This window comes from Faecalibacterium intestinale, assembly GCF_040096575.1.
Classification (GTDB): domain Bacteria; phylum Bacillota; class Clostridia; order Oscillospirales; family Ruminococcaceae; genus Faecalibacterium; species Faecalibacterium intestinale.
Genome location: NZ_JBBMEN010000009.1, coordinates 32,361 through 49,602 on the forward strand (window position 1 = coordinate 32,361; position 17,242 = coordinate 49,602).

16 protein-coding genes and 2 pseudogenes are annotated in these 17,242 nt (G+C 48.6%); 14 read left to right on the plus strand and 4 right to left on the minus strand.

Annotation, left to right across the window (positions count from 1 at the left end; genetic code table 11):
* Positions 1–97: 97 nt before the first annotated feature.
* The 3 genes from WMO20_RS08195 to WMO20_RS08205 are packed head-to-tail and all read left to right on the plus strand — an operon-like array spanning position 98 to position 3,008.
* Entirely contained in the window at positions 98–868 is a 771-nt protein-coding gene (locus tag WMO20_RS08195; RefSeq protein WP_349186441.1) for an ABC transporter ATP-binding protein, read from the plus strand.
* Positions 855–2,870: an FtsX-like permease family protein gene (locus WMO20_RS08200; RefSeq protein ID WP_349186442.1), complete on the plus strand. Its 2,016-nt coding sequence runs from the start codon at positions 855–857 to the stop codon at positions 2,868–2,870. Before WMO20_RS08195 ends, WMO20_RS08200 begins: the two co-directional genes overlap by 14 nt.
* Positions 2,871–2,873: 3 nt before the next feature.
* Positions 2,874–3,008 carry a hypothetical protein gene (locus WMO20_RS08205; RefSeq protein WP_349186443.1) on the plus strand — a complete coding sequence of 45 codons (135 nt, stop codon included), beginning with the start codon at positions 2,874–2,876 and terminating at the stop codon, positions 3,006–3,008.
* A 188-nt stretch (positions 3,009–3,196) separates the two neighbouring features.
* On the opposite strand, the gene WMO20_RS08210 is transcribed toward WMO20_RS08205, so the two are convergent.
* The 4 genes from WMO20_RS08210 to WMO20_RS08225 all read right to left on the minus strand — a co-directional run bounded on the left by WMO20_RS08210 (position 3,197) and on the right by WMO20_RS08225 (position 5,994).
* The gene (locus tag WMO20_RS08210) at positions 3,197–3,403 is read right to left on the minus strand and encodes a hypothetical protein (RefSeq protein ID WP_349186455.1); all 207 of its coding nucleotides are present in this window, start codon (positions 3,401–3,403) and stop codon (positions 3,197–3,199) included.
* The gene (locus tag WMO20_RS08215; RefSeq protein WP_349186444.1) at positions 3,396–3,713 is read right to left on the minus strand and encodes a hypothetical protein; all 318 of its coding nucleotides are present in this window, start codon (positions 3,711–3,713) and stop codon (positions 3,396–3,398) included. Before WMO20_RS08215 ends, WMO20_RS08210 begins: the two co-directional genes overlap by 8 nt.
* 104 nt (positions 3,714–3,817) lie before the next feature.
* The gene (locus WMO20_RS08220; protein ID WP_349186445.1) at positions 3,818–4,204 is read right to left on the minus strand and encodes a TnpV protein; all 387 of its coding nucleotides are present in this window, start codon (positions 4,202–4,204) and stop codon (positions 3,818–3,820) included.
* A complete protein-coding gene (locus WMO20_RS08225; protein WP_349186446.1) occupies positions 4,201–5,994 on the minus strand; it encodes a recombinase family protein in 1,794 nt (597 codons plus the stop codon). The genes WMO20_RS08220 and WMO20_RS08225 overlap by 4 nt, the downstream gene beginning before the upstream one ends.
* A 262-nt stretch (positions 5,995–6,256) precedes the next feature.
* Between WMO20_RS08225 and WMO20_RS14550 the strand changes: the two genes are divergently transcribed.
* From WMO20_RS14550 to WMO20_RS08280, 11 genes and pseudogenes are all read left to right on the plus strand, one after another.
* Positions 6,257–7,276, plus strand: coding sequence for a DUF6017 domain-containing protein (locus WMO20_RS14550; RefSeq protein ID WP_242699903.1), 1,020 nt, complete (start codon positions 6,257–6,259; stop codon positions 7,274–7,276).
* Positions 7,277–7,308: 32 nt separating this feature from the next.
* Positions 7,309–7,527, plus strand: coding sequence for a DUF5348 domain-containing protein (locus WMO20_RS08235; protein ID WP_156066441.1), 219 nt, complete (start codon positions 7,309–7,311; stop codon positions 7,525–7,527).
* Positions 7,528–7,574: 47 nt separating this feature from the next.
* A complete protein-coding gene (locus WMO20_RS08240) occupies positions 7,575–8,051 on the plus strand; it encodes a PcfB family protein (protein WP_156066439.1) in 477 nt (158 codons plus the stop codon).
* The gene (locus WMO20_RS08245; RefSeq protein WP_156066437.1) at positions 8,048–9,817 is read left to right on the plus strand and encodes a VirD4-like conjugal transfer protein, CD1115 family; all 1,770 of its coding nucleotides are present in this window, start codon (positions 8,048–8,050) and stop codon (positions 9,815–9,817) included. Before WMO20_RS08240 ends, WMO20_RS08245 begins: the two co-directional genes overlap by 4 nt.
* 212 nt (positions 9,818–10,029) lie before the next feature.
* On the plus strand, positions 10,030–10,245 hold the full coding sequence (locus WMO20_RS08250; protein WP_045147112.1) for a Maff2 family mobile element protein: 216 nt from the start codon (positions 10,030–10,032) through the stop codon (positions 10,243–10,245).
* A 16-nt stretch (positions 10,246–10,261) separates the two neighbouring features.
* Positions 10,262–11,131: a VirB6/TrbL-like conjugal transfer protein, CD1112 family gene (locus WMO20_RS08255; RefSeq protein WP_156066435.1), complete on the plus strand. Its 870-nt coding sequence runs from the start codon at positions 10,262–10,264 to the stop codon at positions 11,129–11,131.
* A 32-nt stretch (positions 11,132–11,163) separates the two neighbouring features.
* Positions 11,164–11,559 (plus strand): PrgI family protein, encoded by a 396-nt coding sequence (locus WMO20_RS08260; protein WP_156066433.1) that lies wholly within the window; start codon positions 11,164–11,166, stop codon positions 11,557–11,559.
* Positions 11,516–13,009, plus strand: a pseudogene (locus WMO20_RS08265) (VirB4-like conjugal transfer ATPase, CD1110 family); the annotation flags it as partial. The gene WMO20_RS08260 and the pseudogene WMO20_RS08265, both read left to right, overlap by 44 nt.
* A gap of 556 nt (positions 13,010–13,565) precedes the next feature.
* Positions 13,566–15,245 carry a group II intron reverse transcriptase/maturase gene (ltrA, locus tag WMO20_RS08270; protein ID WP_156066431.1) on the plus strand — a complete coding sequence of 560 codons (1,680 nt, stop codon included), beginning with the start codon at positions 13,566–13,568 and terminating at the stop codon, positions 15,243–15,245.
* An 82-nt stretch (positions 15,246–15,327) separates the two neighbouring features.
* Positions 15,328–16,251 (plus strand): annotated as a pseudogene (locus WMO20_RS08275) (VirB4-like conjugal transfer ATPase, CD1110 family); the annotation flags it as partial.
* Positions 16,248–17,234 (plus strand): DNA cytosine methyltransferase, encoded by a 987-nt coding sequence (locus WMO20_RS08280; RefSeq protein ID WP_156066427.1) that lies wholly within the window; start codon positions 16,248–16,250, stop codon positions 17,232–17,234. The pseudogene WMO20_RS08275 and the gene WMO20_RS08280, both read left to right, overlap by 4 nt.
* Positions 17,235–17,242 lie beyond the last annotated feature (8 nt).

The window sequence follows — 17,242 nt, forward strand, 5'->3', positions numbered from 1 at the left end:
GTAATACAAATGTAATCCAATTTAATGGCATCGGAAAATTCCTTGTGGTAGAGTAAAAGCACAAAAGCAAAGCGCTTTTGAGAAAGGAGCCTGACCTATGGGCGATACGATCTTACGGGTGGATGACATCCAAAAATTTTACGGTAACAAAGGCAACCTGACAAAAGCCATCGACCACATTTCTTTTTCTGTTCGCAAAGGAGAATTTCTCGGCATCATGGGTGCTTCCGGCTCTGGCAAAACCACCTTGCTGAACTGCATTTCCACGATTGATACCGTCACCAGCGGTCATATCTATGTAGAAGAAAAGGACATCACGATGCTGCATAGAGCACAGCTTGCAGATTTCCGTGGAAAAAAGCTGGGGTTTATTTTCCAGAATTTCAATCTTCTGGACACCTTGACCGCCTATGAAAATATCTCTCTGGCCCTTTCCATCGCAGGTGCCAAACCCAGTGAAATAGAGCAGCGTATTCCACAGATTGCCCAAGCGCTGAACATTCAGGATGTATTGGGTAAATATCCCTATCAGATGTCTGGCGGTCAGCAGCAGAGAGTAGCTGCCGCAAGAGCGATGGTGACAAATCCCGCCATCGTACTGGCAGATGAGCCGACCGGCGCACTGGATTCCAATTCTTCCCGAATGCTGTTGACAATGTTGACCGAATTGAATGAACAGCTTTCAGCAACGATTCTCATGGTAACGCATGACGCTTTTTCTGCCAGCTATTGCAATCGCATTTTGTTTATCAAAGATGGGCAGGTGTTCAACGAACTGCATCGTGGGACGGATACGCGCAAAGAATTTTTTACAAAAATTCTGGAAGTAGTTTCCGTCTTGGGAGGTGAACAGAGTGAACACATGTAAGCTGATTTTCCGAAATGTGTGCAAGAACATTCGTGACTATCTGATTTACTTTCTTACGCTGACCCTTTCGGTCAGTTTGTTCTATGCGTTCAATTCCATTTCTGACCAGCCGGCTTTTTCCAATATGGGCATGACCGGCACGCTCTTATATCGTCAGCTCGGCATTATGCTTTCTACGCTTTCCACTATGATTGCGGTTGTTCTGGCTTTCCTGATTCTTTATGCCAATCAGTTTTTATTGAAACGTCGCAAAAAGGAATTAGGCGTGTATATGATGCTCGGCATGAAAAAAGGGCGTATTTCCCGGTTGTTTGCAGGCGAAACGCTTTGTGTTGGCATCATTGCGCTGGGCACAGGATTGCTTTTGGGCTTTTTCTTTTCGCAAGGGTTTTCTTTGATTGCATTGCGGCTTTTTGCAATCAATCTTGAAAAGTTTCGGATCGTGTTTTCAGCCGGAGCGCTTCGCCAGACCGTGTTGTGTTTCACAATCATCTTTTTTATTGTCATGCTTTTCAATATTCGGTCTGTCACCAATGTTAAATTGATTGACCTATTTACGGACGGCAGAAAAAACGAAAGTATGCAGACTGAAAACCGTATCTTGCCGGTTTGTCTGTTCCTGCTCTCGCTGCTTTGCATCGGAATTTCTGCCGCGCTGTTAAACAAAAACGGGATTCTGCCATCTCATGAAAATAATCTGTTCCAGTTAGCAGCGGCGGCATTGGTCGCGGGAACTTTTCTGCTGTTCTACTCGCTGTCAGCCGTTTTCATGCAAGCAGCAAGTGCAAGGAAATGCTTTTACCTGAAAGGTCTGAATACGTTCCTTGTCCGTCAGATTGGCAGTAAAATCCGAACCAATTATCTTGTGGTAACGGTTGTATGCGGATTGCTGACCATCACGATCTGCGCCGTGTCGATTGGCGCAAGCACAGCGCTTGCTATGAACAAAATGTCTCGATCTGCAACGCCCTATGATTTGAACGTGCTTTCCAATGTTTCTGTTGATGGGGACAGCGATATTGCTGCCTATCTCGCTGCACACGATATTACCATAAGCAACTACGCCAAAGCTACAGAGCAAATCAGTGTTTACGAGGCCGATATGACCTACTCTGAACTATTTGAAGGACAGAAAGTCAAATTTTGGCCAATTGATGAAAAAGTTCCTGACAGCAAGGTTTCCGTAATCTCCATTTCGGACTTGAATCGTGCCTTAGCCATGCAGAACAAAGCACCCATCACGCTGAACGATGGCCAATACCTGTTGAACTGCAACTACAATGGAACGTATCGGTATATTGCTGCTGCATTGCAGAGCCACCCGGAAATCACGGTTGGCGGGGCGACTTTACAGCGTGCAGAAGATAAAGTTTTGCAGGAAACATACATTATGACGTCGGTTGGCAACAATGACCGCGGCACCTTGATCGTTCCCGATTCCGTCACCGCATCTCTTGAAAAAGATGTAAATGCGCTTTTGGTGCAATATGAGCCTAATGCAGATTCCAATGAAATTTTGCAAAAGATGATTCCGATTGGATTGGATAGTACACACGGCTATCGGTATGCCGAAAAGAACATGATGTATGAGACATTCTACGGCCTCGATGCCTTGGTGAGCTTCCTTTGCTGCTATATCGGGTTGGTCTTTTTGCTGATTTGCGCCGCACTTCTAGCGTTAAAACAGCTTACCGAAACGACCGACAATGTGTATCGTTATGGCTTGCTGCAAAAGCTGGGTGCAGGCCGCAGGCAAATCGATCATACGCTTTTTGTGCAGACAGTCGTGTTCTTTGCCATTCCTCTAGTCGTCGCTGGCGTGTATTCTGCTTTCCTGATTGGCAAAGCAATGGCTGTGGTGGAAGAATTTATGAATATCCATATCGCAACCAATATCGGACTGACAATCGTTCTTTTTCTGCTTGTCTACGGAAGCTATTTCCTTGCAACGTATCTTTCCTGTAAACGTATTGTCACAGAACAGCGAGAATTGGAGGTCTAAACTATGTTGCCCGAAAATGTAAACTGGAATGCCGTATTGCAAAGCATCACCGACACATGGCTCCCTTTAATTGGTACGGTCGCCGCAATTATTTTAGTTGCCATAATCGTCCATGTAGCACAAAAGAATAAAAAGTAAAAACACCTGCCGCACGACGGCAAAAGAAAAAAAGCCGTCGTATAGTAGACATATCCACGCGCCCATTTTGAAGCGGCGGCTCAATTTTCAGAGCCCCCGCTTCTTTTGTTTACACAAACCAATGATGACTTGCAGGGATACGGTAGCCGATTGGAGATTATTTTACCATAGCAGATCGGTTATCGCTTTCAGGAGCCCCGCACGGGCTGGATAGCCAGTGCGGCACCCCTGACCTGATACGTTACCCCGTCAGCTTCGCCCCTTGCCTTCCGCTGGCACACCTCCGGGTGCTGTGTGGCAAGGGCGGCAAGCTGTTTCTGCAAGGTGGGATTCAGCGTAAACACGCTGTTTGTTCCGTCCTCGCTGGCGTAGATCATGGTTTCCAGCTTAAACATCGTCAATCAGTTCTTCCCCCTCGGATTCGTCAAAGATGGTCGGTCCCCAGTCCTCGTCCTCCTCGATGTCCCGTGACATTTTCTGCATCATGGTGTAATGCTCCATCTCGGAACGGACGAAGTAGAACATCTGATCGTACCAGTCTGCCAGCGTTTCGTCCTCCAGCTTCCGGCAGAAGTCAAGCACCAGTTTGTTCTGGTCTGGATCAACCGTCAGCCCGGCGACTCCGTACAGCCGCTTGCGGGTCAGCTCCAGATCGGCGCAGCCATAGGTGTAGAGCAACTTCTTTTCTTCAAACGTCAGTTTCATAGGCTTGTTCCTCCGTATTAAAAAAGGGCCTGCCCTGTGCAGACCCGATGTAACAAAAAAGACCGCCGTGCGTTGTGCAGGGCGGTCAGAGATGCGATATTGTATTAGACAAAAATCAGCTCAGTCTTGATGATCTCTTCGGCACGGTTGCGGATGCTGTTCATCCGGCGCACCCATTCCAGTTGATCGGCAGCTTTCAGGGCTTCGGTCACGCCCTCGGCTTCCTGCATCTGCCGGATGGTCAATGCAAGCTGTTCTTCGGCCTGCTTGTCCAGCTTGGCAAGGTAGCTGCCCAGCACACCGGACAGGAGCAGTTGGTTGTACCGGATGGGGTGCTGCTCCTTCAGATACGTCTTATGTAAGCGGCCCCACCGCCCGGTGGGGTGCTCTGCCGGGGCTGCTGCGGTCAGGTTCGGCAGATAGTGGTTATTAACAAGGGTGTAGTCCAGACCGGTAGTGTTGTCATGGATGGATTTCTTCAGTTCGTTCATGCGGATTCTCCTTTCATTTCTTCAGATGGTTCAAATTGAATGGGGACTGTATCAGCAGACTCCTGTTGAGCCAGCTTTTTATTTTGGGCATACTTGCGGCATCGTTCACGGCCTTTCTGCAAGAGGGCTTCATACTCTGCTGCCGCCTGTGGATCAGTTTTAGCAGCTTCACGCAGAGCAGCACGTTTCTTTTTGCGGTTTTCCCCGGCAGTTTTCTGATATTTCTTACGCTTGGCAAGTTGCTGTTCTGTAAGATTTTTCTTGTCGCCGCGACTAATCTCAATTTGACTAGGGAACGTATCACCGATAAAATTGAAGTAGATGTCGATTTGCTGCTGACGGTAGATCGTCCGTCCGCCAGATGCGGAATGAATCACCACTTTTTCTACCAGTTCGTACAGCATTTCATCTGTCAGCGTTTCACAGTCCTTGTATTTCCGAATCAGTTTGATAAAGCGTTTCAGATCAACTTTCGTTGTTTCAACGACGTCCAGTTCTTTCTTCAACTCGGCAATGCGAGCTTCGCAGACAGTTTGTTCCTCATCATATTGCGCCATCAAACGCTGATACTGTCGTTCGGGGATTTTTCCTAAGACGCTGTTTTCATATAGGCTCCGAATCAAAGCGTCCAACTCGTTCATTCTTTTTTGAACTGAATGCAGTTCTTTTTTACTCTCGGAAGATACCTGTGTGTTTTGGTTTTCCCATGCAGCTTGAAGCTGCTCGGCAAATTCATCCTCATTTTCAATAATTTCTTTTGTCATCGCTTTGATTGCATTGAGAATAGCGGTTTCAATGGTTGAGGTCTTGATAAAATGGGATGTGCAGGAAACGTACATATTACGGTATTTGCTGCACTGCCATGAAGAATCCGAATCATACACCACATCAGAATCCCGATGTTTAGATTCGGGGCTGGAAAAGCTCATTCGGGAGCCACAGTCGGCGCAGAATACCATTCCGGCTAACCGGTGCGAGTATGTTCCACTCGGAAGTTTTTTCGGATTCCTCTTGCGCAGCCTCTGTGCTTTATCCCATGTTTCTTGGTCGATGATAGCCTCATGAGTGTTTTTGAATATGATCCTTTCTTCCGGGGTTGCAGCACGGCGCTTTTTCAACTTGAAGTTCTCACGGATACTTTTACATAGCACTGTATGGCCGAGGTATTCCTGCCGGTCAAGAATATAGGTCAAGGTGGTCGTATTCCACCGATAGGGGTCGTGGTACGAATGGTGCCGAGCAGATTCAGGATGATACCGTTCTTCGTATGCAGACGGAATCAGCACTTTTTCGTCCGAAAGCGTCTGACCGATTTGCGCAAGACTGGCACCGCTGGCTGCCATATCGAAGATCCTGCGGACAACGGCAGCGGCCTCCGCATCTATATGAAGGGTTTGCTTATCACCGGGAACCCGCTTATAACCGTAGGGAATACTGCCGCTACACCGTTTGCCGTCCTGCATCCGCGATTTGAAAACGGCACGGATTTTATTGCTGGTGTCCTTAGCGTACCACTCGTTCATGATATTCAGGAAAGGGGTAAAGTCATTGTCCGTGGGATTGGCACTGTCAACATTATTGTTGATAGCGATGAACCGAACACCCTTTGATGGAAACTGAATTTCCGTGTAAAATCCAACTTCCAGATAGTTCCGTCCAAAGCGGCTCATGTCCTTTACAATGACAGTTGCAATATGCCCGGCTTCAATTTCGGCAATCATGGACTGGAAGCCGGGACGATTGAAAGATGAAGTTAGATAACGATACTTTTGAAAACACAGTAAAATCAAGGTTTTTTCGTATGACGGACAAGCAGGTATTATACTAAAACTGAACACAGACCGTAAAATGCGGCGTTTCTCACTTCCAAAATCGGAAGAACAGGAACGCCGCTTTTTTTATGCCCTTATGTTACGGAGTAGGGGCGAAAAAAGGCTTGTATTTCAAGGCTTTGCAGACACAGGTTTTAAGGGGGCAAGGGGTTTATACCTTTTCCCTCAAAATCAGCCTTTAACTGCGTAACAGAAACCACAGCAAAGGAGTGAAAAAACTATGGCAGTTTTCCGAGTGGAGCGCAACACGGGATATACCGTAATGAGCAACCACCACCTACGCAACAAGGAACTTTCCTTAAAGGCAAAGGGGCTGTTATCTCAAATGCTGTCCTTGCCGGAGGATTGGGATTATACCCTTGCGGGGCTGTCCTACATCAACCGGGAAAAGATAGACGCTATCCGGGAAGCGATAAAGGAGCTTGAAAAAGCCGGATATATCAAACGTTCAAGGGAGCGCGACGAAAAAGGACGCCTGCGCGGTGCCGACTATGTAATCTATGAGCAGCCGCAGCCTGACGAGGAACAGGAAGCCACGCCGCCTATATCGGATTTACCTACATTGGAAAATCCAACATTGGATAATCCAACGTTGGAAAAACCTATGTTGGAAAAACCTACGTTGGAAAATCCAACGCAATTAAATAAAGATATATTAAAGACTAACTTACCAAAAAAAGAAAAATCAAATACGGATTTATCAATTACCCATTCCATTCCTATCCATTCCCCAAACCCCTTGCCTTTTGGCGGGGACGCAGCAAGAGCCAACGGCAACGCAAGCGCAGCCGAGGAAAGGAAGCGAAAGGAAAGGAACGACGCATACAGAGTGTATGAGGAAATCATCAAGGACAATATCGACTATGATATTCTGCTTCAGGACAAACGCATTGACAAAGACCGCTTGAATGAAATCGTTGACCTCATTCTTGAAACCGTCTGTACCGCAAGGAAGCAGATACGAATTGCCGGGGACGATTACCCCGCCGAGCTTGTCAAGGCAAAGTTTATGAAGCTGAACAGCAGCCATATTGAATTTGTGCTTGACTGTATGCAGGAGAACACAACGAAAATCCGTAACATCAAGCAGTATTTGAAGGCGGTGCTTTTCAATGCCCCGTCTACCATTGACAGCTACTATACCGCCCTTGTCGCTCACGATATGGCAAGCGGCAAGTTATACGGCAATCAGAAATCAGGCATACCCGACTACTCTTGCAGCGAGTATGAAACCCTATAACCCATTCACAAAGAACAGGAGGACAAAAAACTATGACACAGAAAACAGGAGCTTTGGTATTTAACGAACATACCGACCGTTACGACATTCGTTTTGATGTAGCCGACTATTACGGCGGCCTGCATTGTGGGGAGTGCTTGGAGGTATTCACAGGCGGCAAATGGAAACCGACCCGCATTGAGTACGGGGATAATTGGTATCTTGTGGGTATTCGCGCCGAGGACTTGAACGGCTTGCGCGTTCGTATTTGACGGGTGCTGCCCCAAACAACACTACCGGGAAAGGAGGACGGTAAACAATGCAGGACGAAATCAACGAAAAAGTGGTTGCGCTCTCTATCAAGGGCGGCAAGCTGACCGCCGCCACGCTTCAAAAAGCTGTCAAGGCTATGCTTGCACAGATGAAGAAACAGCACGAAAAACAGCCACAGGGCAAGCAGACCCTAAAACAGCTTGCGAAACAGAACGCCGGATTATCCAACATTGAGATTACCGAGGGCAATATCAAGGCTTTTGAACATACGGCGAAAAAATACGGCATTGACTTTGCCTTAAAAAAGGACGCCACCGAGCAGCCGCCCCGTTACCTTGTCTTTTTCAAAGGGCGGGACGCCGACGCGCTGACCGCAGCTTTCAGGGAATTTTCCGCAAAGAAGCTGACACAGGAACAAAAGCCCTCTATCCGCAAAGTTTTAGTTGCGTTCAAAGAAAAAGCAAAGGAACTTAACGCTAACCGTCAACAGACAAAACACAAAGGCAGGGGGATTGACAGATGAAGCCCGAAATCAAAAAAATGCTTATCCTGAACGCCCCGTATCTTATCTTTGTGTATGCCTTTGATAAAATCGGGCAGGCGTTCAGACTTGCGCCGGGGGCTGACCTCACGGGCAAGCTCTTATCTATCGGGGACGGATTTTCAGCCGCCTTTTCAAATGCACTGCCGAGCTTTGACCCTATGGACTTGTTGATTGGTATTGCAGGCGCGGCAATCATAAGACTTGCGGTGTATATGAAAGGCAAGAACGCAAAGAAATACCGCAAGGGCATTGAGTACGGCTCTGCCCGTTGGGGAAATGCCGAGGACATAAAGCCGTATATCGACCCCGTATTTGAAAACAACGTGCTTTTGACCCAGACCGAAAGGCTGATGATGTCAAGCCGCCCGAAGCACCCGAAATATGCACGAAATAAAAATGTGCTTGTAATCGGAGGAAGCGGAAGCGGCAAGACAAGGTTTTTCGTCAAGCCTAACCTTATGCAAATGCACTCAAGCTATGTTGTAACCGACCCGAAAGGCACCGTCTTAATCGAGTGCGGGAAACTCTTGCAGCGCGGCGGGTACAAAATCAAAGTGCTAAACACAATCAATTTCAAAAAGTCAATGCGGTACAATCCCTTTGCCTATATCCGCAGCGAAAAGGACATTTTGAAACTTGTAAATACCATAATCGCAAACACCAAAGGCGACGGAGAAAAAAGCGGCGAGGATTTTTGGGTAAAGTCCGAACGGCTTTTTTACTGCGCCCTTATCGGCTATATCCATTACGAAGCCCCGGAGAATGAAAAGAACTTTACGACCCTGCTTGAAATGATAAACGCAAGCGAAGCCCGCGAGGACGACCCGGAATTTCAATCCCCCGTTGACCTTATGTTTGAACGGCTGGAGGAAAAAGACCCGGAACATTTTGCGGTGCGTCAATACAAAAAGTTTTTGCTATCGGCAGGAAAAACAAGAAGCTCTATCCTCATTTCCTGCGGCGCCCGTCTTGCCCCTTTTGACATTCGGGAACTGCGGGAGCTTATGGAAACAGACGAAATGGAGCTTGACACATTGGGCGACCGAAAGACCGCACTTTTCGTTATCATCTCCGATACGGACGACACCTTTAACTTTGTTGTGAGTATTCTTTACACACAGCTTTTCAATCTGCTTTGCGACAAGGCAGATGATGTGTACGGCGGCAGGCTGCCCGTTCACGTTCGCTGCCTGCTTGATGAATTTGCGAATATCGGGCAGATACCGAAATTTGAAAAACTGATTGCCACCATACGAAGCCGTGAAATATCGGCTTCTATTATTTTGCAATCACAATCACAGCTTAAAGCCATTTACAAGGATAACGCCGATACGATTGTCGGCAACTGCGACACGACCTTGTTTTTGGGCGGCAAGGAAAAAACCACCCTCAAAGAAATATCGGAAATCTTGGGAAAGGAAACCATAGACAGCTTCAACACTTCCGAGAACAGAGGGCGGGAGCTTTCCCACGGGCTGAACTATCAGAAGTTAGGCAAGGAGCTTATGAGCCAAGATGAAATTGCCGTTATGGACGGCGGCAAATGTATCTTGCAGTTACGAGGGGTACGCCCCTTTTTCTCCGAGAAATACGATATTACCAAACACCCCAACTACAAATACCTGTCGGACTATGACAAAAAGAATACGTTTGATATGGAAAAGCATTTAAGACGCCGCCCCGCAATCGTCAAGCCCGACGAAGTATTTGACTATTACGAAGTAGACGCCGCCGAACTTGAATAGGCGGCGCGGAAAGGAGGCTTTTATCAGGAACAGAAAACCCCGCTTTTATTGGGTGCGCGCCCCTACTGATGAAGCGCATAACCCCGAACAATCCACACCGACGGGACACGGTGCGGAGGCTGCCGCCGTATTTCTACGGCGGTTTTTTTGTACCCAAAACCAAACAACAATTATTTTGACAGCCGCAAAGCGGCAGAAAGTGAGGAAAATATATGGCATTTTTTAATTCAGCAGTAGGCGTATTACAGACACTCGTTATCGCTCTTGGTGCAGGCTTGGGCATCTGGGGAGTAATCAATCTTATGGAGGGTTACGGAAATGATAACCCCGGCGCAAAATCACAGGGTATGAAACAGCTTATGGCCGGCGGCGGTGTTGCCCTTATCGGTATGACCCTTGTACCTTTGCTTTCCGGGCTTTTCGGTTAAGCGCGGGTAACGGCTTATGCAGAGCATACTTGACGCGATTAACGAATGGATAAAGGAAATCCTTATCGGAGCCATAAACGGTAATCTGTCAACTATGTTCGGGGACGTAAACGAAAAAGTCGGAACTATCGCCGCAGAGGTAGGCAAGACCCCGCAGGGGTGGAACGCAAGCATATTTTCTATGATACAGACCCTATCGGAAAATGTGATTGTACCCATTGCGGGGCTTGTCATTACCTATGTTCTATGCGTGGAGCTTATTTCAATGATAACCGAAAAGAACAATATGCACGACATAGACACATTTATGTTTTTCAAGTGGTTTTTCAAGGCGTGGGTAGCGGTATATCTCGTTACCCATACCTTTAATATCACAATGGCGGTATTCGATTTAGCGCAGTACGTCGTATCCGGCGCAGCCGGGGTAATCGGCGGCAACACAAATATAGATGTGGACGCCGCCCTATCCTCTATGCAATCAGGACTTGACGCTATGGAAATCCCCGAACTGCTTCTGCTTGTAATGGAAACAAGCCTTGTAAGCCTGTGTATGAAAATTATGTCGGTGCTTATTACGGTTATCCTTTACGGCAGAATGATAGAAATATACCTTTACTGTTCGGTATCGCCTATCCCGTTTGCAACAATGACTAACCGCGAGTGGGGACAGATAGGAAACAACTACCTAAAATCCCTGTTCGCCCTCGGTTTTCAAGGCTTCCTCATTATGATATGTGTCGGCATTTATGCGGTTTTGGTAAACAGTATGATTATAGCGGATAATCTGCACAGCGCGATATTCTCCCTTGCGGCATACACCGTTATCCTCTGCTTCTCCCTGTTCAAATCCGGCGCACTTGCGAAGTCGATTTTTAACGCACATTAAGCGGGTACACCCCGCAGAAAGGAGGTTTTGGCGTGGCTTATGTACCCGTACCCAAAGACTTATCCAAAGTCAAAACAAAAGTCGCTTTCAACTTGACGAAGCGGCAAATCATTTGCTTTGCGGCAGCCCTTGCGATAGGACTACCGCTTTTCTTTTTGCTCAAAGGAAGCATAGGAACGAGCGTTGCGGCGTTCGTGATGATTGTTGTAATGCTCCCTTGCTTCCTCTTGGCTATGTATGAAAAACACGGGCAGCCCCTTGAAACCGTGATAAAGAATGTCATTCAGACAAAGTTTATCCGACCAAAGGAGCGCCCCTACCAGACCGACAATTTCTATGCACTCATAGAAAAACAAAGAAAACTTGAAAAGGAGGTATCGGCTATTGTCAAAGGAAACCACAAGACAGAAAAGCCCCGCAGGGGCTAAACGGAAACTGACCCGCGCCGAAAAAAAGGAAATCGCCGCCATTATCCAAAGGGCAAAGGGCGACGGGAAACCCCATACGGCACAGCAGACAATCCCCTATGTGCAGATGTACCCGGACGGAATTTGCAAGGTATCGGAAAAGAAATACAGCAAAAGCATTGTGTTTGAGGACATCAACTACCAGCTTGCACAGGCTGACGACAAGACCGCCATTTTTGAGAATTGGTGCGACTTCTTAAACTATTTTGACGCTTCCGTATCGGTGCAGCTTTCTTTCATCAATCAGGGCGCAAGGAAAGAAAAGGCGCAGGAGGCCATTCAAATCCCGCAGCAGGACGACGCTTTTAACTCTATCCGTGCCGAGTATGCGGATATGCTGAAAAACCAGCTTGAAAAAGGCAACAACGGACTTGAAAAGGCAAAGTACATTACCTTTTCCGTTGAAGCGGATAATCTGACCGCAGCGAAGGCAAGGCTTTCCCGCATTGAAACCGACGTACTCAATAATTTTAAGGTGCTGGGAGTATCAGCCCACCCTATGACGGGTTATGAACGTTTGCAGACCCTACACGGGATTTTCCACCCGGAGGGCGAGCCGTTCCGTTTCTCCTTTGATTGGCTTGCCCCGTCGGGGCTTTCCACAAAGGACTTTATCGCCCCGTCCTCTTTCCGTTTTGGCGAGGGGCGAATGTTCCGTATGGGGAAAAAGTTAGGTGCGGTTAGCTTCCTTGAAATCCTTGCGCCGGAACTGAATGACCGTATTTTATCGGAAATCCTTGACCTTGAAAACGGTATTATCGTCAATCTCCACATTAAGAGTATCGACCAGACCGAAGCTATCAAGACCATTAAGCGCAAGATTACAGACCTTGACAAGATGAAGATTGAGGAACAGAAAAAGGCGGTGCGAAGCGGTTACGATATGGATATTATCCCGTCCGACCTTGCCACATTCGGCAGCGAAGCGAAAAATCTTTTGCAGGATTTACAGAGCCGCAACGAGCGTATGTTCCTGCTTACTTTCCTTGTCGTGAATATGGCAGACACAAGGCGGAAACTTGAAAATGATGTGTTTGCTACGGCGGGTATCGCACAGAAAAACAACTGCGCCCTGACCCGTCTTGACTACTTACAGGAAGCGGGCTTTATGTCCTCAATTCCTCTTGGGGATAACCTTATCCCTATCCAAAGGGGGCTGACGACTTCCAGCACCGCTATTTTTATCCCGTTCATCACACAGGAGCTTTTTCAGAGGGGCACAGCCCTTTACTACGGCTTAAATGCCCTGTCTAACAATATGATTTTGTGCGACAGGAAGAAGCTCAAAAACCCAAACGGGCTTATCTTGGGAACTCCGGGAAGCGGTAAATCCTTTGCGGCAAAAAGGGAAATCACAAACATTTTCCTCATTACCGACGACGATATTATCATCTGCGACCCCGAAGCCGAGGTGCGACACGAAGTCGCGTAACAAATTGCCTAAAAAAGCTGCCCTATCCATTTGGGGTAATCCTACCACAGCCTGCGCCGCTGGTAACGGCGGGGTGGGGAGCCTGTGGGACAACGTGGGAAATCTGAGAGCCTAACTCAGCCGTACTGCAAGGATAAGTGCGTCATGGAGAACGTAAAGTGAATCATCGTAAGGGTCGTTACAGGGAATAGGCGAAATCAGGCTGACACGCCTACACCAAAAGGTGCGGAGGCGGCTGTGGGAACTTTCGCAATCCCCCAGCAAATGGACACAAATCCTCCCGGCTCAAAGATGGCTCCTAAAACGCACACAATTATTTGTTGCGCGGAACGTGGTAAGCCCTATGCGTTCCTTTGCAGAAATGCAGAGGTATCGACCCCGCAAGGGGAAGAAATGGCGCAGAGGGTAGAGGAACGGGATAAAAAGCGAACGCCCGCCCTGTAATGGGGTGGGATAGGGGTTCAGACTTTGCCCCGGCCCGAAAGGGCGCTGACTTATCCCACGGTATTTCATAGCAAGAAAAGGAGGTAAACCTATGAACGGTAATTGTTCAACGACGGGGTGTAAAAACCCTGAGAGATTGCCGGACGCGGCGGCGCTGGAACGACAGTGGAAATCCATCGACTGGAAGAAAGCAGAAGCCGAGGTTAATAGGCTGCAAGCCAGGATTGCTAAGGCGACCCAAGAGAATAAATGGAACACAGTGAAACGATTGCAGTATCTTTTAACTCATTCGTACTATGCAAAAGTGTTGGCGGTGCGGAAAGTGACCACCAACAAAGGGAAAAAGACACCGGGCGTGGATGGTGTGCTGTGGTCTACCCCAGCCGCTAAAATGCGCGGTGTTCTGACCCTGACAGACAAGGGCTACAAGGCAAAGCCACTGCGTCGGGTATTCATTGAGAAAAAGGGCAAAAAGACGAAACGCCCGCTGGGCATCCCCTGTATGTATGACAGGGCCTTGCAGGCGCTCTACGCACTGGCCCTCGACCCGGTGTCAGAGACAACAGCGGATACGAAATCCTTTGGCTTCCGCAAGGGGCGCTGCGCGCAGGATGCCTGTGAATATATCTTCACGGCGCTCAGCCGAAGCTACTCCCCGGAATGGGTGCTGGAGGGCGACATCAAAGGGTGTTATGACCATATCAGCCACGACTGGCTCATTAAGCATATTCCCATGGACAAATCTGTATTGAAACAGTTTCTGAAAGCGGGATTTGTGTTCCGCGATGAGCTGTTCCCCACCGATGCGGGCACACCCCAGGGCGGCATCATCTCCCCCATACTTGCAAACTTGACGCTGGACGGAATGCAAAAAGTCCTGAGTGACCACTTTGATTTGAGTGCCAAGGGTGAGGTCAGTGCATTTGTCCACAACAAGAGCAGGGTCAATCTGGTGCGCTATGCCGACGATTTCATTGTCACAGCGGCCACAAAAGAGATTGCGGAAGAAGCCAAAGACATCCTCCGCGATTTTCTGCAAGCCAGAGGGCTGGAACTGTCCGAGGAAAAGACGGTCATCACCCACATCGACGACGGTTTTGATATGCTGGGCTGGACATTCCGAAAATTCAAAGGAAAGCTCATCGTCAAGCCATCCAAGAAAGCCTTAAAAGCCCTGAAAGCCTCTCTGTCCGAGACGATCCTCGGACGCGGTAAGGCGTGGAAGCAGGAAGTCCTGATTGGAGTGTTGAACCGGCTGATCCGTGGTTGGGCAAATTATCACCAGTCGGTCTGCGCCAGTGAAGCATTTTCCCATATCGACTACACTCTCTATGAATTACTATGGCGGTGGGCGAAACGCCGCCATCCTCACAAGGGACAGTGGTGGGTCTCCACCAACTATTGGCACCGTAGAGGTGACCGGAATTGGGTGTTCTCCACCGAGGACAAAGTGCTTCAGCGAACAGACAGTATCCCGATTATCCGCCATACCAAGGTACGAATGGATGCAAACCCCTACTTTGACACCCAATACTTCACAAATCGGAAATTCAGACATGGAATGGAGCGCCTGTCCGGACGTTTTAAGCAGGTCTGGAAGAACCAAAAAGGGTGTTGCTATCACTGTGGACTCCCCATGGACATCGGTGACGAGAGGGAGATTTTCTTCAAAGTCCCGAAATCCATGGGCGGCAAGGACGAGGTGCGCAATATGGCTTACGTCCATAAGCATTGCCAGCAAATTCTCTTGGAGCGCCGCGCGAAAGCGTGATGAAATGCTTGAGCCGTATGAGTGGAAACGCTCACGTACGGTTCTTAGACGAGAAAGCGGGAGTAATCCCGCCGACTTAGTCGACTATTACCCCCTTGTAGAACGTCTGCACGGGCAGGTAATCCGCCTTTCCCCGACAAGCCCCCACTATGTAAACCCTATGGATATTAACCTCAATTACAGCGAGGACGACAACCCGCTTGCGTTGAAATCCGACTTTATCCTTTCCCTCTGCGAGCTTGTTATCGGCGGCAAAGAGGGCTTGCAGCCCGTTGAAAAAACAGTTATCGACAGGGCGGTTAGGAATGTGTACCGACCTTTCCTTGCAGACCCCGACCCTGCGAATATGCCTATCTTGGGCGACCTTTACAACGAGCTTTTGAAGCAGCCGGAGCCGGAGGCCGCGCGTGTCGCTGCCGCATTGGAGCTTTACGTTTCGGGAAGCCTGAACGTCTTTAACCACAGGACGAATGTAGAACTTTCAAACCGCCTTATCTGCTTTGATATTAAGCAGCTTGGAAAGCAGCTTAAAAAGTTAGGTATGCTCATTGTGCAAGACCAAGTATGGAACAGGGTTACGGTAAACAGGGCGGAAAAAAAGGCTACCCGTTACTATATGGACGAATTTCATTTGCTGCTCAAAGAGGAACAGACCGCAGCCTATTCCGTTGAGATTTGGAAGCGATTTAGAAAATGGGGCGGCATACCGACCGCTATCACGCAGAACGTCAAAGACCTTTTGGCAAGCCGTGAGGTTGAGAACATTTTTGAGAACAGCGATTTTGTCCTTATGCTCAATCAGGCCGCAGGCGACAGGGCTATCCTTGCAAAGCAGCTTAACATTTCCCCACAGCAGATGAAGTATGTAACCCACACCGACGCAGGCGAGGGGCTTATCTTTTACGGGAATGTGGTGCTGCCTTTTGTTGACCGCTTCCCGGCAGATACCGAGCTTTACAGGGTAATGACGACGAAGCCGGAGGAAGTCGGAGGTGCCGCCCATTGAAAGAACTGACCCATTTAAGCCTGTTTTCGGGGATAGGCGGTATTGACATAGCCGCAGAAGCGGCGGGGTTTACTACCGTCTGTCAATGTGAATGGGCTGACTATCAAAACGAAGTCCTGAAAAAGCATTGGCCGCAGGTGCCGCGCTTTCAGGATATTACTACACTCACAAAGGAGGCTTTTATTGAAAAAACAGGAAAAGAAACCGTTACCCTCATATCGGGAGGCTTCCCCTGCCAGCCCTTTTCAAGTGCCGGAAAACGGAAAGGCTTTGAGGACACCCGCTACCTGTGGCCCGAAATGTGCAGGGTTATCACAGAACTGCGACCCGCTTATGTGCTTGGAGAAAATGTTGCTGGCTTCATCAATATGGGGCTCGACAAAACGATTTTTGACTTGGCAAAGGCGGGTTACGCCGTTAGGGTTTTCGTACTGCCTGCTGTCGCCGTCGGCGCGTGGCATGAGCGCAAACGAACTTTTATCGTGGGGTTTAATGTTTCCCACACCCCTTGCCTGCGACACGAAGCCGCAGGCGGAAACAAAAAATGTACGGCTTTCGGACACCGGCTCGGTGCGGGTAGTCAAGAAGAACGGGACGGAATGGTCGGCAAAGTTATCAACAGCGGTTTACTTTTTAACCCCTATGGCGTCGGACAGCTACCGTTCGACGCTGAAACCCGAAGCCGTGAAAAAGGGCAAGCCGACGGGCAGCCTTGCGGCACAGATGATATTTGCGGAAAATCCGAAGTCGGAGAAATCGGCACTCAACCCGGATTGGGTGGAATGGCTGATGGGCTTCCCCCACAAGTGGACGGACGTTCAATCTGGAGAAAAGAGCCTGACGAAATCCCGCGCCTGACCGAGATAACCGAAAACCGTGCGGAACGCTTAAAATGTCTTGGAAACGCCGTTGTGCCTGCACAGGTATATCCTATCCTCAAATACATTGCGGATATTGAAACCGGCAGGTGCTACCGGCCATAAGGAGGTGA